Raw genomic sequence first — 25,669 nt, 5'->3', positions numbered from 1 at the left:
ATGTCCTCATATAAAAGCCGCCGGAGTTGATGCTCAGGCGGCTACTGCTCGTAGATGGAATGCTGTAAACCTCTCTTGATGCTCAGGTTTACCTCGGCCAATGCCACTCCACAAGATCATCACTCCACGCGATTCCGATACAAGCGTGGGTATCGAAGATAACCTGCTCATCCTCAGGGCCACTCCCATGAAAAAACATCAGGAATTTACCGATGCCTGCAACATTTCGGCAATCCAGGACGAACCCCGCAGTAATCCTGCCCTTCGCCCATTCCCATTCCTGCTGTCCCAAGGTCAGCACTGGCTGTTGATGCGTCCAGCTTTTCAAATCCAATGACCGCATGATCCCGATGCCGTTCTCCGGAGAGTGAAACATCACATATTCATTGTGCTCATTCAAAATACAGACGTTTTCCCCTGCGCGCTCATGCCCATAATAAGTCCATTTTTCTAAATCGCAGGAGTACGAGAGACTAACGCCATTTTGCTTGTAAAAGCACCACCATTTGCCCGGTTGATCCTTGTCTTCAATCAAATAAGGATCGATCATCCGGCCCATTTGCTCCACAGGAACCTCTGAGCCTTTCAAGAGCAGAAGTTCAGGAGCTGTCCATTGCACGAGATCCTCACTTTCCATTTTCCATATTCTGGATGAATCGTTGCCATATTTCTCGCCATTTGGCCTTGGATAAGTTTGCAGACACATCACCCAACGATCCTGATAGCGAATTACATTACCAGGACTGGAATAATTCAAGCTGCGGTCTCTCGGTGTCAATTTTCTCGGCTCGCTCCAAGATAACAAATCACGGCTTTCACTCGTCGCTGTATACATGTATATTCGTCCATCCGGCTCTGTTTCCGTCAGTGTAAAAAACAATCGGAATACACCCTCATGATACAAAGCAGCCGGGTCGCGATAAGCGATCCGGCTATTGCCTTGCAGCAGTACAGGTGATGGAATATCGTCCAATCTCAAGACAGTCAATTTCATCCCTCCGTAAAAACAGCTAACTTCTTAATCGTTTCGAACATTGGGCAGCTAATTCAAGCTTGTCACAGCTCCGAACGGGATTCCTTCATAGGGCGAATTTGTCCGTTCTGATCAAATTCAATTCGAAGCGCACCCGGCCTTTCCTTGAACGGAGCGCTGTCATTATTGCCAAAAAATGTGCTCCACCACTGGCCCCATTTATCCTGAAAAATCATATTATGCCCGCCATGCGGAATAGCTACATATCGGTCGCCATAAGGACCATACAGCTTATCGGAGCTTGCTGCAAAGCAGTGATAGTCACCATCCACAAAATCCGCTCCAACCAGATGGTAACGTCCCTCAGCTTTGAACAGAAACGTTCCTTCGAAGCCGACATGCTCGGCATTGGCGGGACTTAGAAGCCGCAGCTCCTCTGCCAATGCTGTCATATCTTCATTCATTCTCGCCATTTTACCGTTATCACATAAGAAGTATACCTGACCGTCATCATCCTGAAAGAGTGAGGCATCAATATGCGGACTGAGCGGTGCATCCACCTCGATATTATCCACATAAGGCCCTTCCGCCTTGCCGCTAATGCTTCGCAGCAGTCCATTGCCAAGTCTCGGAATGCTGTAGGTAAGCCAGAAGGTGCCTTTGAGAAAGTGAATCTCGGGTGCCCAGAGCGGACGGAACGGCGCACCGTCCCGTTGCTGGATCTCCTTTTGCCAGGTGCCGTCCCGATCCACATTCCAAACGATTGTCCGTTTACGCGGTTTGGTAATGAGCGGCTCCCAGTGCTCCAAATCTGATGATTTCCACAGCTGGATGTCTCCTGTCACCGCCCACCAATCGGGGGCACCTGTCGTTCCGGTCAGGTAATATACACCATCGCCTCCGAGACAAATGGACGTATCGCGAAGCGGGTAGTCAAACAAGGGTGTCAGATGCTGTGGCAGCTCGGGATATTGGATCATGTTTTCAGCTCCTTATTTGCCGTTTTTGTTATAATCGGCTGTGAACTCTTCCATGATCTTGTCGCCGCCGCCTTTAACCCATTTGTCTACGGCATCGCTCCAGCCTTTGTCATCGAGCTCGCCTAGTGCAAACTTGGTTTGCGCATCGGTAATCGCCTTTTTCAAATCCACGCCTTTTTCTGTGTTGGTATCGGATAATAATGCAGCGCTTAGATCATTAACCGCGATACCTTTATTGTCAGCGAACATTTTGTCAATTTGGGTTTCAATCGCATTTTTAGTAATCTTGATGCCACCGTACTGATCGCCCCATCTTAGGTTAACAAACTCTCCGGATAGCTGCGAGCCATCAACTCTTTTCGCTGCTCCGTTTTCAACCTTGTAGTCAGTCCCTTCAATCCCATTATTGAGCAGCGTCAGCATCTCTTCATCACCCAACTTGTCCAGGAACGCCAGCACCTGCTTCATCTTGGCTTCAGTCGTAACACTCGATTTTGGAATGACGATCAGAGAATCATAACCTACAGTGCCTCTTACCTTTTGTCCTTGCGGGCCATCGAAATTCTCAGCGACATCAACGACCACTTTCGGATTCGCTTTAATCATATCCAAATGACGGGTAGCGCCATCGTCGATAACGGAGAAATACATGCCTGCTTTGCCCTGGTTAAAGTAATCGTATTTCTTGGCAATCGGGAAATCCGGGCTGATCAGCTTTTCGCTAACCATCTTTTTGTAGAGGTCCAAAGATTTCTTGAACTCTGGATATAGGAAGTCCGGCGTAATCTTGCCATCCTTCAGTCCCCATCCATTCGGACCTCCATTGTATATGGTCAGCTGCTTCAGCAATTCCATCGTAGCGTCTTCCTGGATACCGGTCGTATTGTTCTTCCCATCCTTATCCGGGTCATTTAAAGTAAAGGCTTTCGCCACATTGTAAATATCATCAGCTGTTTTAGGCGTTTGCAATCCCAGATTATCCAACCAATCCTTGCGGAATATCATACCGTAACGAGCCAATACGCGCTCCCGCGGGATTCCATACAGCTTGCCGCTGACGCTCGCATTTTTCACTGCAACCGGATTCATCTTGCTGAGGTTTTTCGTGTCTTTAATAAATGGAGTCAAATCCCAGTACATGCCCGACATTTGCGCGTTCAGCATGGCGGATTCCTTCGTTTTACGGATCAGCATCACATCGGGCAGCTTACCGGAAGCATTTGTTGCACTAACCTTGTCATCATAGGCTGTACCCGCTCCAGGTACCCAGATAATATCAAGCTTCGTATTGGTGTACTCTTCGATCTTTTTCTGAATGGGACTGTCCTTCTTTGGCGGCTCAGCACCTTGTTGAATCATCATAATCTGAAGCTCCAACGGCTTGGCCGGTGTGCCTGCTGCCGGTTGTCCGGCAGGTGTTTCGGTTTTGCCTGTGCAGGCTGCCAGCAGTGACACCGACATGCAGGTCAAACAAACAACGCTAATCATTTTCGCAAATTTACGAGTTTCATTCGTTTTCATAGTTAAATCTCCTCTTCATCTCTAGTTTAGTTTAACCCTTTACTGACCCCAATAACGCGCCTTTGGCAAAATGCTTTTGCAGAAATGGATATACAATCAGAATTGGCAGCGTCGAAAGCACAATAACTGCCATCTTGACCGTTTCCGCTGGTGGAGCAACAAAATCCTCACCGAAATTCGTAGAATCTCCAATTCCTCCCTGCGATAGAATAACGATTTGTCTGAGCCATACCTGAATCGGCCATAGCTTGCTGTCGTTAATATATAGAACGGCATTGAAGTAAGCATTCCAATGCCCTACCGCATAAAATAAAGCGAGTGAAGCCAGTACGGGTGCCGACAATGGCAGCACAATCCGGAACAAAATCTCCACATCGCTGCAGCCGTCAATCCTCGCTGCTTCCTCCAGACCATCAGGCAGGTTTTGAAAAAAGCTGCGCATAATAATCAGGTTAAAGGCGCTGATCAAGCCCGGAATAATAAGAGAGCCAACATTATCGAGCAGCCCCGTCTCCTTCACGACCAGATACGTAGGAATCATCCCGCCGCTGAACAGCATCGAGAACACGACCAGCTTCATGAACAGCTTGACGCCCATCAAATCTCTTTGCGCCAGCGGATACGCCATTAAGGCGGTGAACAACAGATTCGCCAGCGTTCCAACTACCGTGATAAATATCGAAACGCCAAGGCTGGATAATATAATGTCCGTCGATAAAATATACTTGTAACCAACCAAAGAAAATTTGGTAGGGAATAAGATAAATCCTTTCCTCAGCAGTTCCTCAGGAGCTGTCAGTGACGAAGCGATGATGAAGATAAAAGGCAGGATACAAGCGGCGGCAATAAGGAGCAGAAGCAAGTAATTGATGCCGTCAAGCAATCTGCTGGATAGTTGTTTTTCTACCATATGGGTTTGATCCTCCTTCGAGTTTGACTGAACCTTGGGTGCAATGGCCAAGCGTCGCTTATTAATAAATACCCTCTTCACCGAACTTTTTGGCTAAGCGATTTGCCCCGGTTACCAACAGCAGCCCGATGATCGATTTAAACACACCTACCGCTGTACTGTAGCTGAACTTCCCTTGCGAAATCCCCGTCGTGTATACATACGTATCGAACACCTCCCCAACCTCGCGGTTCAATGGATTAACCATCAGGAAAATTTGCTCGAAGCCGGAATCAAGGAACGTGCCGATCCGCAGAATAAGTAAAATAATGATCGTACTGCGAATCGCAGGAAGCGTAATATGCCACATTTGTCTCCAGCGGTTAGCCCCGTCAATGCGGGCGGCTTCATACAATCCAGGATCGACACCAGCGAGCGCAGCCAAAAAAATAATCGTGCCCCATCCCGTTTCTTTCCATATCACTTGTGACGTAACGATCGTTCGGAACCAATCCTTGCTTAACAGAAACTTGACCGGCTCAGCTCCCATATTATTCAGCATCGTGTTGACGATTCCGCCCTCTGTCGTGAAGAACAGGAAGCTGATTCCGACCACCACTACCCATGATACAAAATGCGGCACATAGATGAGTGTTTGAATCCATCGTTTAAATATATCTCGGCGAACCTCATTGAGCATCAGCGAAATGATAATTGGTAATGGAAAGAAAAACACGATGTTATACACAGCCAGAATGAATGTATTTTTGAACAGCTGCCAGAACATCTCATTGCCAAAAAACGTTTCGAAATGCTTGAATCCAACCCATTTACTCCCAAAAAAACCCAGGAACGGCTGGTAATCCTGAAATGCAATGAGTATACCCCACATCGGCATATACTTATAAATTAGGAAGTACAGCAGTCCCGGAAGCAGCATAATAAAAAACCATTTTTGCCGTTTGAGTCTTCGTTTAAAAGCATTCATTTTGGAATCTGAAATGGATGATCTCGTTTCAGATACAGCCTGCATCTTGGTTCACTCCCCATTCACCCGTTGTATGGTCGTTTGTCTGTAGCTCATACTTTATAGGCAATGCCCGTTACCGTCTACAATCACGGCAGCAGATCATGGGGTTGTGAGAGCCTCAGAGGCCGGTTTACGTGTCAATTTGATCATTTATAATCATTATGGCAGATCGGATAATCTCTTAAGAAGCCAAAAAACCTCCTTGATGGGAGGTTTCGCTGATAGCTCTATATCGTTTCATCGTAAAAAAAATTCGGTTTTACAATTGCATCCTCATACTGCCGATGGAAAATAGGTGTCGTCGCAGGCGATAAGGGCGGAATCAACCAGGACCAATTCCCGGTCACCTGACGATCCTTCTTTTGCTCGTTGGCCTCGAATCTCATAAATTGCTGGGCGGCTGTATGGTGGTCGACGATGGCTACGCCATGCTGCCTGAAAGAATCCAATACGGCTATATTCAATTCGACCAGCGCGCGATCCTTCCATAAGGTGGAATCCCTGCTCGTATCCAGTCCCATCATATCGGCTACCTTGGGCAGCATATGATAACGCCCCGTATCCGCAAGATTCCGCGCTCCAATCTCAGTCCCCATATACCAGCCGTTGAAGGGAGCTGCTGTATAATGAATGCCTCCAATCTCCAGCCGCATGTTGGAGACCATTGGCACGGCGTACCATTGCAGCCCCAAATCGGCAAAGCCAGGGATCTCCGGATGGCTCAAAGGCACCTCCATGATGAGCGATGACGGAATCTCAAATAGCCGCGGCACTCGATTGCCTATTTTCACCAAGAGCGGCAGCACGTCAAAGGAGCCCCCGGCTCCCCTCCAGCCCAGCTCCTGGCAAAGCTTCGTGATGGCAACGGAATCTGGGTCTCCAACGACACCACGATCGGTTTCATAGCCCGCGTAACGAATGAGTTGGTGATTCATAATGCGAATCTGCTGCTCCGACTGAATGGCAGGCTTGAAAATAGTGATTGCTGGACGAATCCGACCACCATTCGTAGCGTATTCGATATGACGATACAGCGCCTGCACGATCTCTTCCTCCGTTTCCAGAGTGCGTGCATCGATAACATGCAGGGTCTCCCAGAACAACCTGCCGATGCATTTATTGCTGTTGCGCCATGCCAGCTTGGCCCCATATTGCAGTTCCTCAAGCGTATGCTCATAATAGCCCTGTTCGGCGATTGCTTGCCGGATCTCTATAATTCGTTGTTCCATTTCACCCATTGTTTTGCCTGTTTCATTGTAGCATATATGAATAAACTGCTCGGCTTCTTCAACGTCATGATAAATATCCATATTGAATTTGTACTCCTGTCCTGATCATGTGCTTTCTATTTATTATAGTAAAAACCAGTATTTATTCCAAATGGGAGGTCCAAAAATGGGGAATTTTTTGTCGAAATATGTCTATTAGTTGACTAAGCACAAAAAAGAATGCCAGTTTAACTAACATTCTTCAGGTATCCAAATATTTTTTGCGATAATCGCCTGGAGTCATATCCTCCATCTTGCGGAAATACCGAATGAAGTTTTGCGAATTCTGATATCTGAGCCTCTCCGCAATTTGGGATACCTTCATATCGGTTTCCAGCAGCCATTTTTTCGCCTGATTGAGTCGATATTGCGAAACATAATCACTGAAGTTCACACCGGTCTCCTTACGGAACACGGTTTTTAAATAATTCGGATGATAATTAAGTCGTGTTGCACATAAATCCAGGGTCAGGTCGGACTCAAACTCTTCATGGATAATTTCGATCATATGCTCGGAAATATTTTTATTCTGGCTTTCCCACTTTTTGTTCAACAATGTGACCATCGGCTCCAGCACTGTTTTCATAAACCAGCTCTCGGTTTCTGCAATCGTTTTGAGATTAAAAAGCTGCTCAAACAGCTGCCGGTCCTCCTGGGAGGAGGCTTGAAGATTCTCGCCTGCATTCTGAATCTCGCGAATCAAATCGGCCAGCAGCCGGAACAAAATCATCTGATATTCCTGATGCCGAATAGGGTCGCGCAGCATCACAGTAAGAAACTCGTGCAGCAGCTGCTGGGCCTTGTCCAAATCGGGAATCTTGAGCGCATCGATAAGCTGCTTTTCGATCCATTCGGGGAAAATTGTCTGAATCCGATGGTCAGGCAGCACATCCTCAACATGCAGAATGGCCTCTTCACCAAAGCGAATTCTATACTTTAATGCCTCCAGACTTTCCCTGTAAGCCTGCGCCCCTCTATTCAAATTCGTATAGAAGCCACTGATGCCTATGCTGATCTGCAGCCCCAGTATTTCTTTGACCGTTGTCTGAATCAGCTCTGAGAGTGCGTACACATCGTTCTTCCCTTGCTCGGACGAAGAGGTCCTGTTCCTCAGCAGTGTCACCTGATTGCCGCCTATAACGACAGGTTCAAGACGGGATTCCGGAAGTGTCAGCTCCGAGACGATATTGTTAACCGCAAACATCAGCAGGTCATGATCATTTTCCTGAAAACGCGTTCCCGCTAATGTGTCAATTTGTACCGTCAGCACACAATAGGAGTCACCGCCCCATTCATACTGAAATTGCTCTGACTTTTCCTTAATTTCTTGACCATTCAACTCACCTAACAGCAATTTTCTCACAAAAAACTCCTTCAGCTGCTTCGTATGTCCCTGTATTTGATCCAGCAGTCTTGATTGTGAGGTTCGCAGTGAAACGATATGTTTGCCAATGAATTGCAGCTCATCCTCATTTCTGTTCTCGCTAGCTTTATCTCCAGCCGCGGACTCGAATACAAGACGAATAGGTGTGTAGATTCGATTGGAACCGATTAACGATAGCACCAGCAAAATAAGAAATACCCCTGTGCACACATAAAACGTGTACCAACCAATCGCCCCTGACTCCTTCGTAATCTGTTCAATTGAAACAAGTGAAACGTAGACCCAGCCGTTAAAAGCAGATTTTTTGTATGTGACACCGATGGACCCATCCTGTAGACGAATTTCATTGCTGCCTTTATCCACTGTGGATGCTTTTAAATGTTGAACTACCTGATCAATCTTTTCCTGCGAAAAATTGGGATTGGACACCTGTGTCAATAAGCGGTAATCCGCATCAAAAACGATCGTATCCGACTCGCCGTTATATTCGGGAATCAGCTTTTGCAGCCTATAGTTAGGAACGTTCGCTACAATCACACCGGATGTGCCCTTATAGATATTGATCGGCAGTTTTTTGACCAGCAAAATATGGGCACCTTCGTTGGTAACCCACTTGGATAATTCTGCAAACTGCGTTCGTTCTGTCAGCGTTTTTAGTTCGATGTCCGTCATAGATTGCGTGAACCCGCTGTTGTCGAGTGTCCATCTATGCGCAAAGCTCGCAAGCTGTACATTGGAAATACCTAAATCATACGATTGCAGCTTGTAAAGGCCATTCGCCAAGTCGGTCACTAACATAAAATCTCTGGCCTCAAAGCCGCGGGTTATCGATTCGCTCACAATTTTACTGTTACTGAATTGGACAATTGCGTTATCAATCGTTTGTAATATCTGTTCAACCTTCAACTCCGTCTGCGTCAGCACTTGCATGTTGCCCTCGTTAACCTTTTCCTGAACAATACCCTTGGCTTTAAAATAAGATAAAATACCTAAGGATACGACAGGGATCGTAACCAGGATCATACTAAAGAGAATGATTCTCCGTAAATATTTGGATTTATACATGGCATTCCCTCACGATTTAGGCTTATAGTTTTCGCACTTGATGAATGGTAAATATATACATTTAAATCATTTCAGCATAGTTGTTTTTCAATGGTATCCGGTTTCTACATTATATAGAATACAAAATGGGGTTACAAATCAGCCTCTCTGCTCTCTAAGTTATCTGTTGGTGTCATGATTGTATATAATCATTAGGGCAGATTGTCGGTAATCAGTACTCTGAGGCATGCCAAATAACTGCGACGTCCCTAAGGATGCCGCAGTTCAATTTACTTCTATGCTTCATTTCCTATCAGACAGCTATTCTTCCTTGCCTTCAATGCCGCTGATGACCAAGCTGCGGACTGAATCCCGCAAACTATCGCGCATATCGGCAGGTGTTCCTTCGTCTGTTACAAGTGTATGAATCCGGTTCAGGCCCATGCCAAACAAAAAGCCGCTGCGATTGACCTTTGACGAATCCGCCATCAGAATCAGATGATTGCTCTGCTCGACTAGCATCTGCGCAATTTGCAGCGGTTCCCACTTGGAATAATAAATGCCCTCAGGTCCAAAGCCCATGCAGGAAAACAGCGCCTTATCGAATCGGTACTGACGCAGCTCACAGTGCAGCTTGTAGCCGAACGTCTTGCCGTCCTCATCGACCTCTCCGCCAACCAAATAAACCTTCAGCTTCCCTTTCTTCTGAATCAAATTCAGCGTAACCATAGCCGAATTCGTAACAATCGTAAGGTTCTTGTCAACAGGGATGTAACGGGAAAGCACCAGACCGGAGGTATTTCCGTCAATAAAAACGCTATCGCCATCCTCCAGCAGCTTCACAGCTTCACGGGCAATCGCCTCTTTGCGCTCCAGATTGAGCTGCATTCTTTCGTAATAAGGCATATCCCAGGTGGTCTGCTCTCGCTTCACCGCTCCGCCATACGTTCTGCGTAAAAGTCCCTTCTCGTCCAAAATACGAAGATCCCGGCGGATTGTTTCCACCGAGACTTGATACGTATCGACCAGCTCTTCAACTGAGACGCTGCCGACACGCCGTACTGCGATCATAATTTCATTTCTCCGATGAACTGAGCTCAACGCTGATACCTCCTGAGAGCCTGAGAAGTTAGCATGCTTTCTCAGACTCCGGTTTCACTTATTCAATGTATTATTTGAATTCCTTTAAAGCCTTGGTAACATCAGTCTGCGCTTTCTTCATCGCATCAGCAGGAGTCAGCTTACCCGCATTCATTGCTTGCAGCGCTTCGCCCAGAACCGTATCCATCTTGTTGCGGGCAGCGGATGATACATCGATACGTGCATAAGGGAATACTTCATCAAACGCCTGTTTCTTTTGCGGATTATCCGCATAGTTTTTCTTCAGTAAATCCGTATCCTGCGCAGACTTGGTAGCCGGGAAATATCCGGTTTTCGCTGCATAGATCGCCTGTGCCTTGGATTCTGCAAAGTATTTCAGGAACAGCCATCCGGCCAGCTGCTTCTCGGGGGTCGTCTTGAACAGCACCTGATTGCCACCATAAAGCTCAGTCACCTTGCTGTCGCTCTTGCCCTGCGGAATCAGGCTGATTCCCCATTTGAACTTGTCCTTGATCAGATCCAGCTTTGAGCTTGTACGGGCAGTCGTTCCGATTTCCATGGCTGCTCTGCCATTCGTGAATTCCTGCTCCGTATTTTCTGCCAGCATGATCGCTTTTTTATCCAGCAGATTTTTCATCATAGCTGCCAGCTCTACCGCCTGCGGATTATCATAATTGACGCCGCTTTGATCCAGCTTGATCGGATCAATGCCGTAGGTGCGCAGCCACGTACGGAACGTACCTCCGTTGTTGGCGTTGCCCATCACCAGTGCCGGCTCACCACTTTTTTGTGTAATATCGAGCGCCATTTTCTCAAAGTCCTGCCACGTAGCCGGCGGTTTCTCATAACCTGCTTTTTTGAGTAGATCGATGTTGTAGTATACGCCCATGGAGGAATTACCGTGCGGCCAGCTCATCGTCTTGCCGTTATACTCCGGAATACGCTGACGCGCCAGCACCCCTGGCATAATATCGTCCAACGCCTGCTTGTTCAGCCCGTTCACCGGGTCGTTAATGTATTCATCCAACGGTACAATTTTATCAGCCTTCATATATTCGAGCGTATCGCTCTCGTAGGACATCGCAACAGCCGGAAGGCCTCCGCCCTGCAGCGCAGCACGAACCTTTTTGTTCAGATCATCATAGGAACCCTGGAATACCTCCTTGACGATGATCTTCCCTTCGTACTCCTTGTTGAAGGCAGCTACCATTTCTTTAATCGCATCGCCATAAATCGTCGCCTGAATGTGCCAGAAGTCAATGGTAATCGGTCCGTTTTTACCTAGCTCAATGCCTTTGGCTGCTGCGCTTTCCGTTTTCTTATCCGTCCCACTGCCTGTTGTTGCAGCGGGAGTTGTCACCCCACAGCCTACCGTTGTGATTAATAATAAAGATGCCAATGATGCTTTCCAATGAGCAAACGATTTACGTGAATACACGACTATCACTCCTTCGATTGTTGGGAATTGTTTATTAGGTGAATGGCAAGCAAGTCAAATCGAACGTTGAATGCAAGTGCTACACGGTTGTTTTATTACCCACAAGCTCGGACACCTTGAAGCTTTCTCCGGGAGCTGGATAATATTTGCGGACGCCACCGCTGTTGAACAAGGTCGGATGGTTGCTGTGCAGTGGAATCACGAGTCCCGGCGCAATGGCAGTCGTCAATTCCGTAATTTCTTGCGGAGCTGCGTGACCTCCGGTTGCACAATAACGGTATTGAACGCCAAATTCGTTCAACCACTTTAACAGCGTTTCGTCAGCCGAAGTCAGCGGATTGCCATCAGCATGAACGTATATGGACGCTGCAGCTTGCGAGCCTTTGGTCTCAAGCTCTGCAATTAATGCAGTGAGTGGATAGATTAGGTAAACCGCATACTGTGATTTATTCGCTGTAATCTCATTCACTGTAATAGGCGCATAAGGAAGCTTAACATTCTTCGCAGGGCGTGGTCCTTGTGACCAAACAGGTGTGCGAAGCAGTCGGATTACATGGCGTCCAGCTTCCAGCGCGGGATGTCCGGACAGCACCTGCAGCTTATCTGAAGCCTCAAACCAGAGCACAGCCGTACTTTCGTCCATCACCAGCTCACGACCTGCTTCCTGCGTCTTCATAATCAGATCGGCTACTCGCTCCACATTACGGGCAAGAATGTTCACATACACTAATCCGTCCGTTTGCTCCATCGCCAGGCGGCATTCAACAGCTACCTGCACCTCAAGCCGATCCTTCGGCTTCCGGAATAAAGTGTCAGGGCGCATCCTTGTGCCTTCTGTAATCAGCACATCCACACCAACCGTCTGACAGCGTTCGATAAAACGGTCCAGACGATGATGATTTCGTCCATGTCGCCGCCAGTCAGCGGTAAAAGCTATCCGATGCTCCGGTCCATGAATGATGAAGCCTGTCACACCGGGGCTATCATGATCGACCTCAATAAATTCGATGCGGAAGGGACCGTAATCGACGATCTGCCCGTCCTCAATGATGCGAATATCAGCACGTGTGTCTTCATATTCACCCGCTGCCACAATCGCTTCATATACGGCATAGGCATCGCGATGCATCCATACCGGGAGATTAGGCCGAAGTGAGGGCAAGAGTGCCATATGATCCTGATGAATGTGACTGACAAAGCCATGCAGATTGGTTACCTGCTCCAGCTGCTCCCTGCCCCATACCTGCTGCAGCTCTGCTTCGCCCAGATCACCCAGCAGTTCGGGATCGTATAGATCAAGCACAGGCGGAGCCATGCGTGTCAGTAAAAAACTGCGAATACCATAATCTGACCGAACCCGGGTATCTCCGTTGAAAAAACCGCGTGCCATACCCAGATCGAATACGATACCCGTATCCCCGCAGCTGTACATAATATGTACACCGCCAATCGTAGTCAGTCCGCCGTAGAAGGTAAGCTTTTCCTCATACCGTTCACTCATGTTTGTTTCCTCCTTTGAATGCTTTATGTGTTGACCTCAGTCTGTTGTTCCAGCTTCTGCTCCTGTGCTTGCTGCAGCCTCACCAACAGGTCTGCCAGCTCATCAAGAGTGGACAGCTGCACATCCCATTGCACTGTTTCCGAGGATGGATACGGAGACAGCCAAACGGTTCGGCCACCAAGCTTGCGTACTGGGTACAGATCGTTCCAGGCGTGATCGCCAATTGATAAGATTTGATCTGGACGCAGACCCTCCTGCTCAATCAGCTCAGACATATATCGTTCAAGACCACTTGGCTTTCCAGCCCCATACACGATTTCGTCGAACAGCTCCGTGCAGGCAAGCGCCGAAATAAATTCGCGGCCTGTATTTTCCGGCGAGTTGGTGAGCAGGATCCGTTTACGTACTCCGGTCAGTCCCCCAATCGCCTCGTATAGACCCAGATGGCGTTCAAAGCTTGAAGCGCCCTGCAGCATTTCCTTGCGTACCTGCTGGAAGGCTTGTTGTCGCTGCCCTTCCTCAACACCGTATTTGGCTGCAAAGATGCTGACCAGACTCCAGGCATCCCCTGCATATATAGAAGCCATTTCTGCCGTATTCGTTACAGCCTCTACTTGCTGACCCTGCCAATCCCGGTACACGGTCAGATCTCCACCGCGTGTCCATGTATCCGAACCCGGGTGGTACCAATCCCCAATGCTGCTCGGATGACCTCCTTCCAATAAAGAAGCCATTTCGACTAGAAGCTCTTCCAGCCTTGCAGCATGCTCCCCTTTGTCAAACAAAAGCTCCAGGTAGCGTTTATAAAAGGTTCCATCCTGATAAAGCGTACCGTCCAGATCAAATAGTACGACCTCTACATTGTGCAGCCCATTCATCTGTAATCCTCCTCTGTCAAGCAACTGCTATGTTTGTATGCAAGCTTGCTTATCCTTTAAGTCCTGTTGCTGTGATACCTTGATGAAACCAGCGCTGAGCGAACACATACAGCAGCACAATCGGTGCGATTGTGAAGGTAGCCGCCGCCATCAGAAGATGGTAATTCGGACCTTCCTCGCTGACAAAATAGAGCAGTCCAACCTGCAGCGGTCTGAGTGATTCACTGGACGTGATCAGCAGTGGCCACAGCACACCGTTCCATTTACCGATAAATGCCAGCAATGCTGTCGTTATCAACGAAGGCAGCACAAGTGGAAGCAGCACCGTCCACAGATAGCGACCATTTGACATTCCATCGACCTGAGCCGCCTCCCAGTATTCCTTCTGTACGGAAAGAAACGCCTGTCTCAGTAAAAATATCGTGAACGCCTCAGCCAGAAACGGCAGCAGCATCCCCATGTAGCTATCGTAAAACCCTTGACCACCGTCACCCAGCCAATCATTGCCGCCAGCGAAAGGGATATGACGCATTGTTACAAAATTGGGAACCAGCGTAACATCGTAAGGAATCAGCATCGTGATGACCACCAGCATAAAAATCAGGTTGCGTCCGCGAAATGAAAAGTGCGTGATGGCAAAAGCTATCGGAACACAAACCAGCAGCTGCAAAGCCGTTCCAATCCCGGCGATAATGACTGTATTTATAAAATACTGCTCAAAGGTCGACTCCGGTTTTAGCCAAGCAGCCGCATAGTTGTGAAACTGCCACAGCTCAGGCAGCACGGTCGGCGGCATCCGATTGATTTCCACGGCGCTTTTTAGCGAGGTCAGGATCATCCAAAAGAAAGGAAACACGACACAGCAAGCCAATAACCCCACACTGATCAATACAACTGTCCATAAGATTTTGGAGGAGCGACGCGCCCCAACCATTTGGTACATGCTACATTCCTCCTCACAGCTTTCCTCCGTTTAATGCATATAATGAACCTTTTTCTCACCGTAGCGCAGCTGCAGCCAGGTCAATCCCAGCAGCAGCACGAACAATACCATAGATACTGCCGAAGCATAGCCGATCTGACCATACACATAAAAGCTACGGAAAATATACAATGGCAACGACATTGTCGAGCCAAGGGGACCACCCTCACCACCGGAAAATACATAAAAGGCATTAAACGATTCAAAAGCCCCGATGACCGATATGATCGTAAGCAGAAACCAGGTCGGAGACAACAGCGGAAGCGTCACATGACGGATCACATTCCAGGTCCGCGCTCCATCCATACGGGCCGCCTCCGTCAGATCATGCGGAATTTGTGTCATACCGGACAGGAACACGATTATCTGAAAGCCAAGACTGCTCCATATCGAGAATAATATAATGACAGCCAGTGCCCAGGTCGGTCCTGCGAACACGGTCGGAATGGCAGCCGGCCATTGGCCTCCAAGCGTCGTGATCAGCTTGATCAGAATGGGATCAGGATCAGTAAGCCACTGCTGCGGAGTTCCTCCCATGGAGCGCACCCCCCAATTGGCAAGACCTACACTCGGATGAAAAATCCATTTGAACACAATCGCTGCTGCTACATGAGAGGTAATATAAGGAAGAAAAAACAGAACCCGCAGCAGTGTCTTGCCTTTCGTAATATGAAACAACACATAAGCTACAATAAAAGCAAGCAATAACGTTAACGGAATCGTTCCTATCGCATAAAAGATCGTCACCATGAATGCCTGCGCGACAGCGCCAAGCTCCAAGCCGGCTGCAGGATCACTCACAATTAGATCCTCGGTGAATATTCGCATATAATTGTCCAAGCCAATAAAACGCTCCGGCACATATCCCCATTTCCATAAACTGATCCACATCCCGAACACAAGCGGCCAGTATCGAAACAGCAATAATAGTGCCAGTGCAGGCAGGGCATACATAAATCCAGTCCATGCTTCTCTTGTTTTTCGTTTGGAACGCGGCTTGACTTGCTTGCGTTCACGAAGGGTTGCGGCAGGTTTAACAGTAGGCTTACTCCCTAATGCTACAGCCTCTTTAGATATCACTCCGAATGCTCCTTCCTGATAGCTTCCTTGTTTGGCTTACATACCGATTCTACCTATGCAATGTTTTGCAAGGATTAGAGACAAGTAAAGATATTGTTGAAATGCTTACCGTTGTTTACACTTGTCGGCACCCTACTGCGCTCAAACGGTCATAATCGTAACAATAACGGTCATTTCAGATGCCTCTGACTTTCGCGAAAATTAAAAAAACCTGGCCAAGGGCCAGGTCATTGTTCCAAACGTATAGGTATTAAGCCAATGAGTTAAGTTCAAACGCTTTTTTAAGCTCTTCAAAATCCAATTCCAATAGATCGCAGCAGTTCTCCACTTTTGCAAAAAAGTTGTCTTCCTCGCTTGGTTGATCCCGTTCAACATAATACATGTTAATGAGTTCAAACAACTCTGAAAATGCTTTTACCTTTTCAACTTTATTCATAAAATCATTCCTTCCATAAATGTGGTATCGACGAATGGATAAACCAACTGTGTCGCTTGCCATTAGTTTACCTTAAAATCATCATCAACACTATGACAATCTAGCGAATTTTGTAAAAATATGTCGTTTATAGTCGAAAATGCTGTAGGGCTAGCTGCAAATCCTCAGAAAGCTTGGCTAGTGATTCAGCTGCACTTCTGATTTCTTCCATACTGGAGAATTGCTCCTGACTTGAAGCTGAGCTTTGCCTACTCACTGCCTTGCCCTCTTTGGCAACGTTATCGACGACATCCATAACGGTTACGATTCTTTGGCTGCCTAATATCAAATGGTCAACCGTTTCTTTGACACTGCTTACTCCTGCGTATACATGGTCAACTGCTTCGTCAATATGCTGAAAGACGACTTGGGCTTGCTGCGTTTTTGCGATCCCTAATTCCACTTCGTATAAACCGCTCTGCATGGTGCTGCCAATCCGTTTCATCTCCGATTGAATCAAACCGATCAGCCTCTCAATTTGTTGGGAGGATACTGCGGATTCGTCAGCAAGCTTTTTGACCTCTGCAGCGACTACAGCGAAGCCTTTTCCCGCTTCTCCCGCACGCGCCGATTCAATAGCTGCATTCAAGGAAAGCAGGTTCGTCTGAGCTGAAATCTCATGGATGACGGCAACGAATTTGCCAATATCACGAATATGCGTAGTCAACAGCTCAATAGTAGCATCCAGATCTTTCACCGATGAATGGATCGATACCATTTGTTCCGATACGGATGTGACGGTCAAGGCCCCTTCTTTGGAAGAGGTAGCGGCCTGGCCAGCAGATACATACACATTTTCGCTGTTACTTTGGATCGCTGTGATCTTGTCCGCCATTTGATCAATAGCATTCGTCGCATCCTCCAAGCTGATCACTTGCTTATCCAGCTCCTGCTCCAAATATTCGCTTGATGAAGCAATCTGCTCGGAGGCCAGCGCGCTTTGCTCTGTACTTGCCAGCAGCTGTTGTGAGCTTGAGGAAATGATCAGCGCATTGTCCGACACCTGAATGACCAAAGCACGCAAGCCTTCCAGCATTTTATTAAAGGAGCCCGTCAGACTGCCCACCTCATCCTGATAAGGATAATCTCCATTTACCGAAAGATCGCCAGCACCAGCCCGGTTCATTAACTCTTGCAGGGAGCGCAGTGGTGTAGTGATAACATGATTGATCATAACCCCTACCAGGATAGAAACCGCTACAGCGAGCAAGGTTGAAATAAAAGTAATGACCTTTGCTGTACTCGCATCCCGCTCTGTTTGCCCATACAATTGTTCAGCGATTTGTTCATTATAATCAGACAGGTCAATTAAGGTTTGATTAATTTGTTTGCCTAAGATGCTGGTCTCTGTCACAAATGCATCATAAGCCTTTGCTTCATTATTAGCCATAGCAAGCTCGATTACCTTGTCAACAGCTGTACGGTAGGCAGGAAGCAGCTTCTTATATTGCTCGAGCAGCTCCATTTCGGTCGGAGTGTTGGCAATCTTACTGTATGCTTCAATCGTAGTATCGATAAATTGATCCTGCTTGCTGATCTTAATTTTTAACAGTTCATCCTTCGTCAACAGAAACTCAAGCATACTGGCTTCGTTTGTGCGTGTGCTGGTTTGAATATTATTGATCCATTTGACCGGCATCAATCGGCTCATGTACATTTCCTTGGAATTCGCAGCCATACTCGTCATATAATGATAGCCTACAAACGCAATAAAAATGATGGAGATAAGAGCTGTCACATTTAAAATAATCATTTTGGATCTGAATTTCAGATTGCGAAGTATGGCTATACTCAAATTAAACCTCCCTAATCAGCAGCATAAATACTATTTACCATAACTTTCCCTATTAAATCATTAATATTCTGGATTTGATAAAGTACCATGTAGTCCTTGATTTCCTGTAGAATATCGATCATTGCTGTTGGTTGGATAAAGCTGGCCGTTCCTACTTGTATCGCAGTAGCTCCAGCCAAAATCATTTCGATGGCATCCTCGCCACTAGAAACCCCGCCACAGCCGATAATCGGTAAAGAGGTGACCTGACGCACCTGATAAATCATACGGACAATAATCGGTTTGACCGCCGGACCGGATAATCCGCCCATATTATTGCCGATTTTGGGCTTGCGTGTATGGATATCAATAGCCATGGCCAGTATGGTATTGGCTACATTCAACCCATCCGCTCCACCTTGCTCAGCTGCGAGGGCAATTTCCTGAATGCTGGTCACGTTGGGCGAGAGCTTCGCGATAATCGGCTTGTCGGTAACTTCCTTCACCTTACGGACTAATGCGCGTGTGCTTTCCGGGTCCATACCGAAGGCAAGTCCATTTCCTTTCAGATTGGGACATGAGATATTCAGCTCCAAGGCTCCGACTCTATCCAGCTTTCCGATAATCTCCGCCATCTCCGCAAACTCATCGATCGAATCTGCCGAAATACTGGAGATGAGAGGTACATCATACTTATCATAACTCGGAATCGTTTCTTTCAGGTAATACGCAATTCCTTTGCTCTGAATGCCAATGGAATTGATCATTCCAGCAGGAACCTCGCAAACTCTTGGCGTTAAATTCCCCTTACGTGGATGCTTGGTAATACTTTTCGGAACGATCGCCCCAATTTCATTAAAATCGATCACCTGTTCCATCTCTTCGCCGAAGGCTCCCGAGGCTGGCATGATCGGGTTCTGTAACATGAGACTTCCGATTTGGACTTGCAGATTTAAATCAGCTTCCTGTATCCTTGTTCCTTGGTCCGCTTTCATCATGATAGCACCACCTGTTCCAGGGCAAACACGGGACCCTCTCTACAAACCCTGACACTCCGGGTAGCTCCATCCTGGTCCTGAATATCGCAGACACAAGCAAAACAGACACCCATCGCACAGCCCATATTTTCTTCCAATGCAATTTCGGCGAATATATCCTGCCCGGCGGCAATCTCCTGCAGCAGCATAGACAATCGTTTGGAACCGCAGGTGTAGGCGGCCTGGATGGAATGCTCTTGCATAATACGCTCAATCAACAGCCGTACCTGCTCGACATCGCTGCTGCCGTCTTCGTCCGTCACCTTGTATACTTCCGCACCGAACCCTTGCAAAGCATCTGCTGCAAGTAAATCATTAGCTGTTCTCGCGCTAAGGATAGCCACACTGCGGACTCCCTGCTGAGCAGCTTCTTGCGCCAGCGCTGCCAGTGTGGCGATGCCAACGCCACGAGCGAGCATCAGAATCGTCCCGGCTTCTTCACGCAGGGTAAAGCCATTGCCAAGCGGACCAAAAATATCGACAGTATCTCCTGCCTGAATAGTTGCCAGCTGCTTGGTCCCGATCCCTTTAACCAAATAAAGAAATTCGAGCGTATTGCTGTCTTTATTAATTCTGTATATGCTAAAAGGCCGACGCAGCAGCGGATAATAAGACTCCCCGCAGAGAACATTAAAGAACTGGCCGGGCTTTGCTGTGATCTGTAGGTCTGACGCATCAACAATCATATGCCAATAACGCTCGCTGACTTGTTGATTAGATAGCACTTTTCTTTTTTCCGCTTTCATCTTGTATGCTCCTGTCCATGTTATTCAATATCCCGGTTGAACCATTCCGAATCTCTTCTGCACACCGGAGAACAACTTCTTCCAACAAGGCAGCGCCTTTTGCTATTTGGGAGATGGAGCTGTATTCATCTTTATGATGGCTGATACCGTCTCTGGATGGAATGAAAATCATACCGGTTTTACAAATACTTGCCATATTCATCGCATCATGCCCGGCACCGCTCATCATATTCGTATAAGTGACACCTTGAGCCTCACATTCGGAGGACAATAAACGTATCGTTTCTTTATCCAAGGAAACCGGCTTTTCTTCACTTAAGATTCGCGCTGCAATCTGCAGTCCCCGTTTTTTTTCCAATTCATGAAACAAAGTGTATAGCTGTTCGATAATCATTTGTCTGGAAGTCGCATCTGTACCGCGAATATCAATCTTCAGGCTTACCCAATCCGGTACTACATTCATCGCTCCCGGAAGTACCTCGCACACACCTGCGGTAGCGACTGTATCGTGCTCGGTTTGCTCTAACGCCGCCTTCTCCAGAGCCGTGATGATCTCGGCAGCTCCGATCAACGCATCCTTACGCATGTTCATAGGTGTCGTCCCCGAGTGGGACGCTTGACCCTGAATCGTTACTTCCAGACGGATGGGAGCAGCTATGCCTGTGACAATGCCAATCTCCACTCCGCGCTTTTCAAGCAGCGGACCTTGCTCGATATGAAGCTCAAAAAAAGCTTTCAGTGCATTGTTCTTTCTTCGTGCATTTGTGATTTGTGTAAAGTCCAATCCGACTGCAGCCAGTGCCTGCGGAAAGGATGTACCTTCATTATCCAGCAGATGCGCAAGCGAATCGGGGTTCAACTTCCCTGCCATCGCTTTACTTCCAATTGTCGAGACACCAAACCTCGCCGATTCTTCACAAGCGAATGAAATAAGCTCAATCGGATAACGGGTGACAACGCCTCTATCATTCAAGCTGCGTATCATTTCCAACCCGGCTATAACGCCAAGTGTTCCATCGTAACCACCACCGTGCTGCACCGTATCCAGATGAGATCCGCAAGCTACAGCGGGCAGCTGTGGATCGCTGCCTTCCCTCCGTGCAATCACATTGCCGCAGGCATCGATGCGTACGGACATCCCTGCTTCCTCGCACTTTTGAATAAAGTAAGCATTCGCAGCCCAATGCTCGCGAGAGTAGGCAAGTCTGGTGATTCCCTGCCCTTTGACAGCACCTATCTCATTGACTTCTATTAACGCAGTCTCCAATCGAGTGATATTCACGATTCTTCACCTCTTACTCTAAAAAAAACGCCCCTTCGTTAAGGTCTGTCAGACAGATTACAAAACGTTGGGGTCGGCTGAAACGGAAAGCTTTGCTTACATAATAACTTCTTGAGATTCATGCCAACGGAGCAGCCTTTTTTCCAATACATTAGACAAAAGGTATAAAACCAGACCGATTACGCTTAATAACAATACAGCTGTTAGTATAAGGTTAATATCATAGGTTTCACTGCCCAGAATAACGAGATACCCGAGACCTGCCTTGGCACCGATCATTTCTCCAATCACGGCACCGGTAATCGCATAGGTCGTAGACACTTTGACACCTGACATGATCGAAGGCAATGAATAAGGAATCTCCACTGTCCAGAAACGCTGCCACCGATTAGCCTTGAGAATATGCAGCAAGTCCTGCATATTGCTCTCCACTGAACGAATACCGACAATCGTATTGACCATGATAGGGAAAAAGACAACCAGTATGACCAAAGCAATCTTCGAGGTAGCACCCAGCCCGAACCATAATAGAAACAGCGGAGCGATCGATATTTTGGGTGCAATTTGAACCAAGACGATATACGGCGTGAACATCCGCTCCAGCAGTACACTCTTGGCAAGTAAATATCCGAAGAGCAAGCCCAGCACACAACCAATCAAAAATCCGACAAAAATCTCATACAACGTTAACCCAATATGCGTGCTCATATCACCCATTGCCATAATATTCAAAAACTTGGACAAGAACAATAATGGACCCGGAAGAATTTGTACCGGTATATGAAATACAGATACGTAGGCTTGCCATAGCCCTATAAACACAATCAGCGTAGCAAGAACGAGCAAGCTTTTACGTCCGTAATACTTCATTTACGATCACCTGCGTTACTTTAGATTGGTTACAACTAAATCTTCTGCTTTAAAGCTGGTCTTGATCGTATCAAACGTTTTTTGAGTATCGATGGATGCTTGCCATCTTGCCATATCGGCAGCTCCATAGCCATCTTTCTTCGTCAGATCACTTTGCCACAGGTAAGGAATGAACACATCGTTGAATATTTGTTCTGTAATTTCCTGTTTACCTTCAGACGATGTTGCATACTTCTTGATGGACATGTCGATGGCTGCTTTGGCATTGCCTTTAATAATATAATCCAACGATTGGTTCAATGCTTTATTGAACGCAATAACCGTGTTCTTATTGCTGGACAAATACTTATCCGATGCGATTACAACATTACCGAATGAAGGCAAGAAATCGTCAGAGCGAATTTCATCAACATCCACACCGCTGTTTTTGAGCTCAACGGTTCTCAACATTGAGAAAGTGATAGCATCGACTTCATCAGACACCAGCGCATTGACAATAGCACCTGTACCTACAATTTTCGTATTCACGTCTTTGATATTCATGCCGTTCTTCTCGAGCATAACTTGCAGCTGGATATAGTTCGGGCTTCCGAAGCTGGTTACGGCAACTGTCTTGCCCTTCAAATCTTTAGGACCTGTGATCCCTTTATTTTTCTTGAAAATAGTTGCTCCCAAACCACGTTGATAAGTGGTGTGTACAACTTTTACAGGAATGCCCTGTGATTTGGCTGTAATAACTGCATCCGCATTAGGAAATCCGAATTGCACGTTATCCGCAGCAACATTCTTCACGATACTTGCAGCATCGGCATAAACAAAATCAACATCCAGACCTTGCTCCTTGAAAAAGCCTTGTTCTTTGGCCACATACATCGGTGCATAGTAAGGAACAGCAGCTCCGTCCATTTGAATGGTAACCTTTTGCAGCTCCTTAGGCTTATCGGTTGCGGCTGGCGCAGGTGCAGCAGGTGCAGCTTCATTCCCCGTCTTAGCTCCACAAGCAGCCAAAATTGAGGCAACAAACAACATACAAATTAAAAGGCTAATTGATTTTTTCTTCATCACGAAACAACACCCCTACTTATCAATTTGTCTACAGCTAGCAAAGCGGCCTTACATAGTTTCATTTGACTTTCCTCATAATCAACCAGCCATTGATTCGTGATGCGGTTAGCATGCACAACAAGTAAGGTGCCTGCGTAAGCGCCCATAACCGAAGCAATCGTTAGCAGCGTCTCTGATTCCATCTCCAGATTCAGCACGCCAAGCGATTTCATCTCATTAATGATGTCAGTTGAATAATTGTAAGGGGCTACGTCTCTCCCCTGACCATGATAAAAGGAAGAGGTTGTTGCGCCAATTCCAATATGGTAGCGGTAGCCTAATTCCTCACAGGCTTCAATTAACGCCTGAGTCACATAATGATTGGCCAGCGCCGGAAATTCAGGGCGTGCATAATGGCCAGTTGTACCACCTAATCGGACACTTCCCGTATTGATGATCATATCCCCGCAATCAATGCCTTCTTGAATCGCGCCCGTCCCGCCAATGCGAAGCAAACATTTAGCTTTTAAGCGAAGCAGCTCCAGAACAGCAATTTCTGTGGAAGGACCACCGATACCGGTTGAGCAGACAGAGATCGGATTCCCCTTGTACTCGCCTGTACCGACTTTAAATTCACGATTCGAGCTGATGATGTCATAGCTGTCAAACAGTTCACGGATCAGCTCAACTCGCGCCGGGTCGCCTGGCAGCAGTACGTAAGGTGCTGTTTCCCCTTCGGAGATGCGTAGATGAGGTACTTTCGTTCCTTCATATAGAGGAAAATCTGCTTGAATGAATCTGCTGTTCATCTTCTCTTTTCACCTCCCCTAATATTATTTCACTTGCTTGGAATCGTGCCAGAACAGAAAACGGTTTTCCAAAAAGCTAATAAGTGCATAGAAAATAATCCCAACAACTATCGTATATATAATACTGGCAAACAGCATAGGGGAATTGTATGTCGTGCTGTTAAACACCAGTAAATAACCAAGCCCGCTCTCTCCTGATATCCATTCCGCAACAATAGCAGCAATAACCGCCTGAACCATGCCGACCTTCAAGCCCGCAAAAATTTGCGGCAAGGAATACGGAAGCTCAACTTGAATGATTTTTTGCCACCAGTTTAATCCCGTTATTTGCATTAAGCATTTGAGATTATACGTGACACTTTTCAAGCCGAATATGGCACCCAGCATAACTGGAAAAAACACCATAGATACAATTAACATCAGCTTGGAGGTGAAGCCAAGACCAAACCAAATGACAAATAAAGGAGCAAGGGCAATCTTCGGCGCCGTTTGGGCAAGAAGAATATAAGGCATCAATGCTTCTTCAAGAAATTTAAAACGGCCGATCAAATAGCCGACCAAATAACCAAAAACGATCCCCAATACAAAACCTGCGAGCACTTCACCCGAGGTGACGAAAAAATGGTGCAGCAAATCCTGTGCGGAAAACATTTCGATAAGTGCTACTCCTACATCCGAAGGAAGCGGCACGATAAACGCAGGTACATCGAAAGCGACGACATACACATACCAAATGACTACAAGAATAAGGATGGCAACGAAATACTCTCCAACTTGCCTTAATCTCAGCATTAGCCCAGCACTTCCCTTAGCTTTTTAACGTAGTTCACGAACTCGATCGTCTCCTTCACTTCTACGGTCCGTGGATGTGGCAATTGAATGTCGATAATTTCATCAATTTTCCCTGGTCGGGGTGACATCACAATAACACGATCCGATAGAAATGCAGCTTCCGAAATACTGTGAGTCACGAACAGGATGGTCTTTTGGGTTTCGGTCCAGATTCGAAGCAATTCCAGTCCCATTTTGTCACGAGTCAGTGCATCCAAAGCGCCAAATGGTTCATCCATGAGCAAAACATCCGGATTATACGATAATGCTCTGACTATCGCTACCCGCTGCCTCATCCCGCCGGACAATTCACGGGGATATGCTTTTTCAAATCCTTTCAAGCCTGCAAGCTCCAAAAGCTTATCCAGATTGGCCAGATTGGCCGGGGTATCGAGCTTTTTGACCTCAAGCGGAAATTTGGCATTCTGGTAAACGGTCTTCCAAGGAAGCAAGGTAGCATCCTGAAACACAAAACCGATATTGTCTGCCGAGTTCTCCCATGTAATCTTACCCGTGGAAGGCGTATCCAAATTCGCGAGTATGCGCAATAAGGTTGATTTTCCACACCCGGATGGACCAATAATGGAAATAAACTCACTTTTTTTTACATCCAGATTAATATGTGTTAACGCCTGTACCTCTCGCCCATCGCTTGCCTTGTAGATTTTGTTAACATCCTCGATGTGAATTGCAGTAGTAGACACGTATAACACCCCTTAAACTTCGCAATTT

The 25,669-nt window shown here is 46.9% G+C and carries 23 protein-coding genes; all 23 read right to left on the bottom strand.

What is annotated here, in order from left to right:
* Window positions 1-88 precede the first annotated feature (88 nt).
* On the bottom strand, window positions 89-988 hold the full coding sequence (locus NST47_RS12995; protein WP_341155532.1) for a hypothetical protein: 900 nt from the start codon (window positions 986-988) through the stop codon (window positions 89-91).
* 68 nt (window positions 989-1,056) lie between these two features.
* A complete protein-coding gene (locus tag NST47_RS12990) occupies window positions 1,057-1,953 on the bottom strand; it encodes a family 43 glycosylhydrolase (RefSeq protein WP_341155531.1) in 897 nt (298 codons plus the stop codon).
* A gap of 12 nt (window positions 1,954-1,965) precedes the next feature.
* Window positions 1,966-3,474, bottom strand: coding sequence for an ABC transporter substrate-binding protein (locus NST47_RS12985; RefSeq protein WP_341155530.1), 1,509 nt, complete (start codon window positions 3,472-3,474; stop codon window positions 1,966-1,968).
* Window positions 3,475-3,505: 31 nt separating this feature from the next.
* Window positions 3,506-4,384, bottom strand: coding sequence for a carbohydrate ABC transporter permease (locus tag NST47_RS12980; protein WP_341155529.1), 879 nt, complete (start codon window positions 4,382-4,384; stop codon window positions 3,506-3,508).
* Window positions 4,385-4,445: 61 nt separating this feature from the next.
* Window positions 4,446-5,351 (bottom strand): ABC transporter permease, encoded by a 906-nt coding sequence (locus NST47_RS12975; RefSeq protein ID WP_445667460.1) that lies wholly within the window; start codon window positions 5,349-5,351, stop codon window positions 4,446-4,448.
* Window positions 5,352-5,620: 269 nt separating this feature from the next.
* On the bottom strand, window positions 5,621-6,703 hold the full coding sequence (locus tag NST47_RS12970) for a nitric oxide synthase oxygenase (protein ID WP_341155527.1): 1,083 nt from the start codon (window positions 6,701-6,703) through the stop codon (window positions 5,621-5,623).
* Window positions 6,704-6,863: 160 nt separating this feature from the next.
* On the bottom strand, window positions 6,864-9,110 hold the full coding sequence (locus tag NST47_RS12965; RefSeq protein ID WP_341155526.1) for an AraC family transcriptional regulator: 2,247 nt from the start codon (window positions 9,108-9,110) through the stop codon (window positions 6,864-6,866).
* Between the two features lie 300 nt (window positions 9,111-9,410).
* A complete protein-coding gene (locus NST47_RS12960) occupies window positions 9,411-10,190 on the bottom strand; it encodes a DeoR/GlpR family DNA-binding transcription regulator (RefSeq protein WP_341155525.1) in 780 nt (259 codons plus the stop codon).
* Window positions 10,191-10,260: 70 nt separating this feature from the next.
* The gene (locus NST47_RS12955; RefSeq protein WP_341155524.1) at window positions 10,261-11,628 is read right to left on the bottom strand and encodes an ABC transporter substrate-binding protein; all 1,368 of its coding nucleotides are present in this window, start codon (window positions 11,626-11,628) and stop codon (window positions 10,261-10,263) included.
* 79 nt (window positions 11,629-11,707) lie between these two features.
* Window positions 11,708-13,129 (bottom strand): MBL fold metallo-hydrolase, encoded by a 1,422-nt coding sequence (locus tag NST47_RS12950; protein WP_341155523.1) that lies wholly within the window; start codon window positions 13,127-13,129, stop codon window positions 11,708-11,710.
* A gap of 23 nt (window positions 13,130-13,152) precedes the next feature.
* Window positions 13,153-14,007, bottom strand: a complete 855-nt coding sequence (locus NST47_RS12945; RefSeq protein ID WP_341155522.1) for an HAD family hydrolase — start codon at window positions 14,005-14,007, stop codon at window positions 13,153-13,155.
* Between the two features lie 49 nt (window positions 14,008-14,056).
* The gene (locus tag NST47_RS12940) at window positions 14,057-14,950 is read right to left on the bottom strand and encodes a carbohydrate ABC transporter permease (RefSeq protein WP_341155521.1); all 894 of its coding nucleotides are present in this window, start codon (window positions 14,948-14,950) and stop codon (window positions 14,057-14,059) included.
* Between the two features lie 30 nt (window positions 14,951-14,980).
* A complete protein-coding gene (locus NST47_RS12935; protein WP_341155520.1) occupies window positions 14,981-16,069 on the bottom strand; it encodes a carbohydrate ABC transporter permease in 1,089 nt (362 codons plus the stop codon).
* Window positions 16,070-16,319: 250 nt separating this feature from the next.
* The gene (locus NST47_RS12930; protein WP_076228292.1) at window positions 16,320-16,505 is read right to left on the bottom strand and encodes a hypothetical protein; all 186 of its coding nucleotides are present in this window, start codon (window positions 16,503-16,505) and stop codon (window positions 16,320-16,322) included.
* Between the two features lie 127 nt (window positions 16,506-16,632).
* A complete protein-coding gene (locus tag NST47_RS12925; protein ID WP_341155519.1) occupies window positions 16,633-18,339 on the bottom strand; it encodes a methyl-accepting chemotaxis protein in 1,707 nt (568 codons plus the stop codon).
* Window positions 18,340-18,350: 11 nt separating this feature from the next.
* Complete coding sequence (locus tag NST47_RS12920) at window positions 18,351-19,316, bottom strand: dihydroorotate dehydrogenase (RefSeq protein ID WP_341155518.1); 966 nt, start codon at window positions 19,314-19,316, stop codon at window positions 18,351-18,353.
* Window positions 19,313-20,101 (bottom strand): dihydroorotate dehydrogenase electron transfer subunit, encoded by a 789-nt coding sequence (locus tag NST47_RS12915; protein WP_341155517.1) that lies wholly within the window; start codon window positions 20,099-20,101, stop codon window positions 19,313-19,315. The genes NST47_RS12920 and NST47_RS12915 overlap by 4 nt, the downstream gene beginning before the upstream one ends.
* Complete coding sequence (locus NST47_RS12910; protein WP_341155516.1) at window positions 20,070-21,383, bottom strand: Zn-dependent hydrolase; 1,314 nt, start codon at window positions 21,381-21,383, stop codon at window positions 20,070-20,072. Before NST47_RS12910 ends, NST47_RS12915 begins: the two co-directional genes overlap by 32 nt.
* 96 nt (window positions 21,384-21,479) lie before the next feature.
* Window positions 21,480-22,253 carry an ABC transporter permease gene (locus NST47_RS12905; protein ID WP_341155515.1) on the bottom strand — a complete coding sequence of 258 codons (774 nt, stop codon included), beginning with the start codon at window positions 22,251-22,253 and terminating at the stop codon, window positions 21,480-21,482.
* A gap of 15 nt (window positions 22,254-22,268) precedes the next feature.
* On the bottom strand, window positions 22,269-23,315 hold the full coding sequence (locus tag NST47_RS12900; RefSeq protein WP_341155514.1) for an ABC transporter substrate-binding protein: 1,047 nt from the start codon (window positions 23,313-23,315) through the stop codon (window positions 22,269-22,271).
* Window positions 23,315-24,106: a nucleoside phosphorylase gene (locus NST47_RS12895; RefSeq protein ID WP_341155513.1), complete on the bottom strand. Its 792-nt coding sequence runs from the start codon at window positions 24,104-24,106 to the stop codon at window positions 23,315-23,317. The genes NST47_RS12900 and NST47_RS12895 overlap by 1 nt, the downstream gene beginning before the upstream one ends.
* A 24-nt stretch (window positions 24,107-24,130) precedes the next feature.
* Entirely contained in the window at window positions 24,131-24,898 is a 768-nt protein-coding gene (locus NST47_RS12890) for an ABC transporter permease (protein WP_076228305.1), read from the bottom strand.
* Window positions 24,898-25,641, bottom strand: coding sequence for an ABC transporter ATP-binding protein (locus NST47_RS12885; protein WP_341155512.1), 744 nt, complete (start codon window positions 25,639-25,641; stop codon window positions 24,898-24,900). The genes NST47_RS12890 and NST47_RS12885 overlap by 1 nt, the downstream gene beginning before the upstream one ends.
* Between the last annotated feature and the right edge of the window lie 28 nt (window positions 25,642-25,669).

Source organism: Paenibacillus sp. FSL H8-0034 (assembly GCF_038000305.1).
Classification (GTDB): Bacteria; Bacillota; Bacilli; order Paenibacillales; family NBRC-103111; genus Paenibacillus_S.
This window is presented reverse-complemented; position numbering and strand designations above follow the sequence as displayed.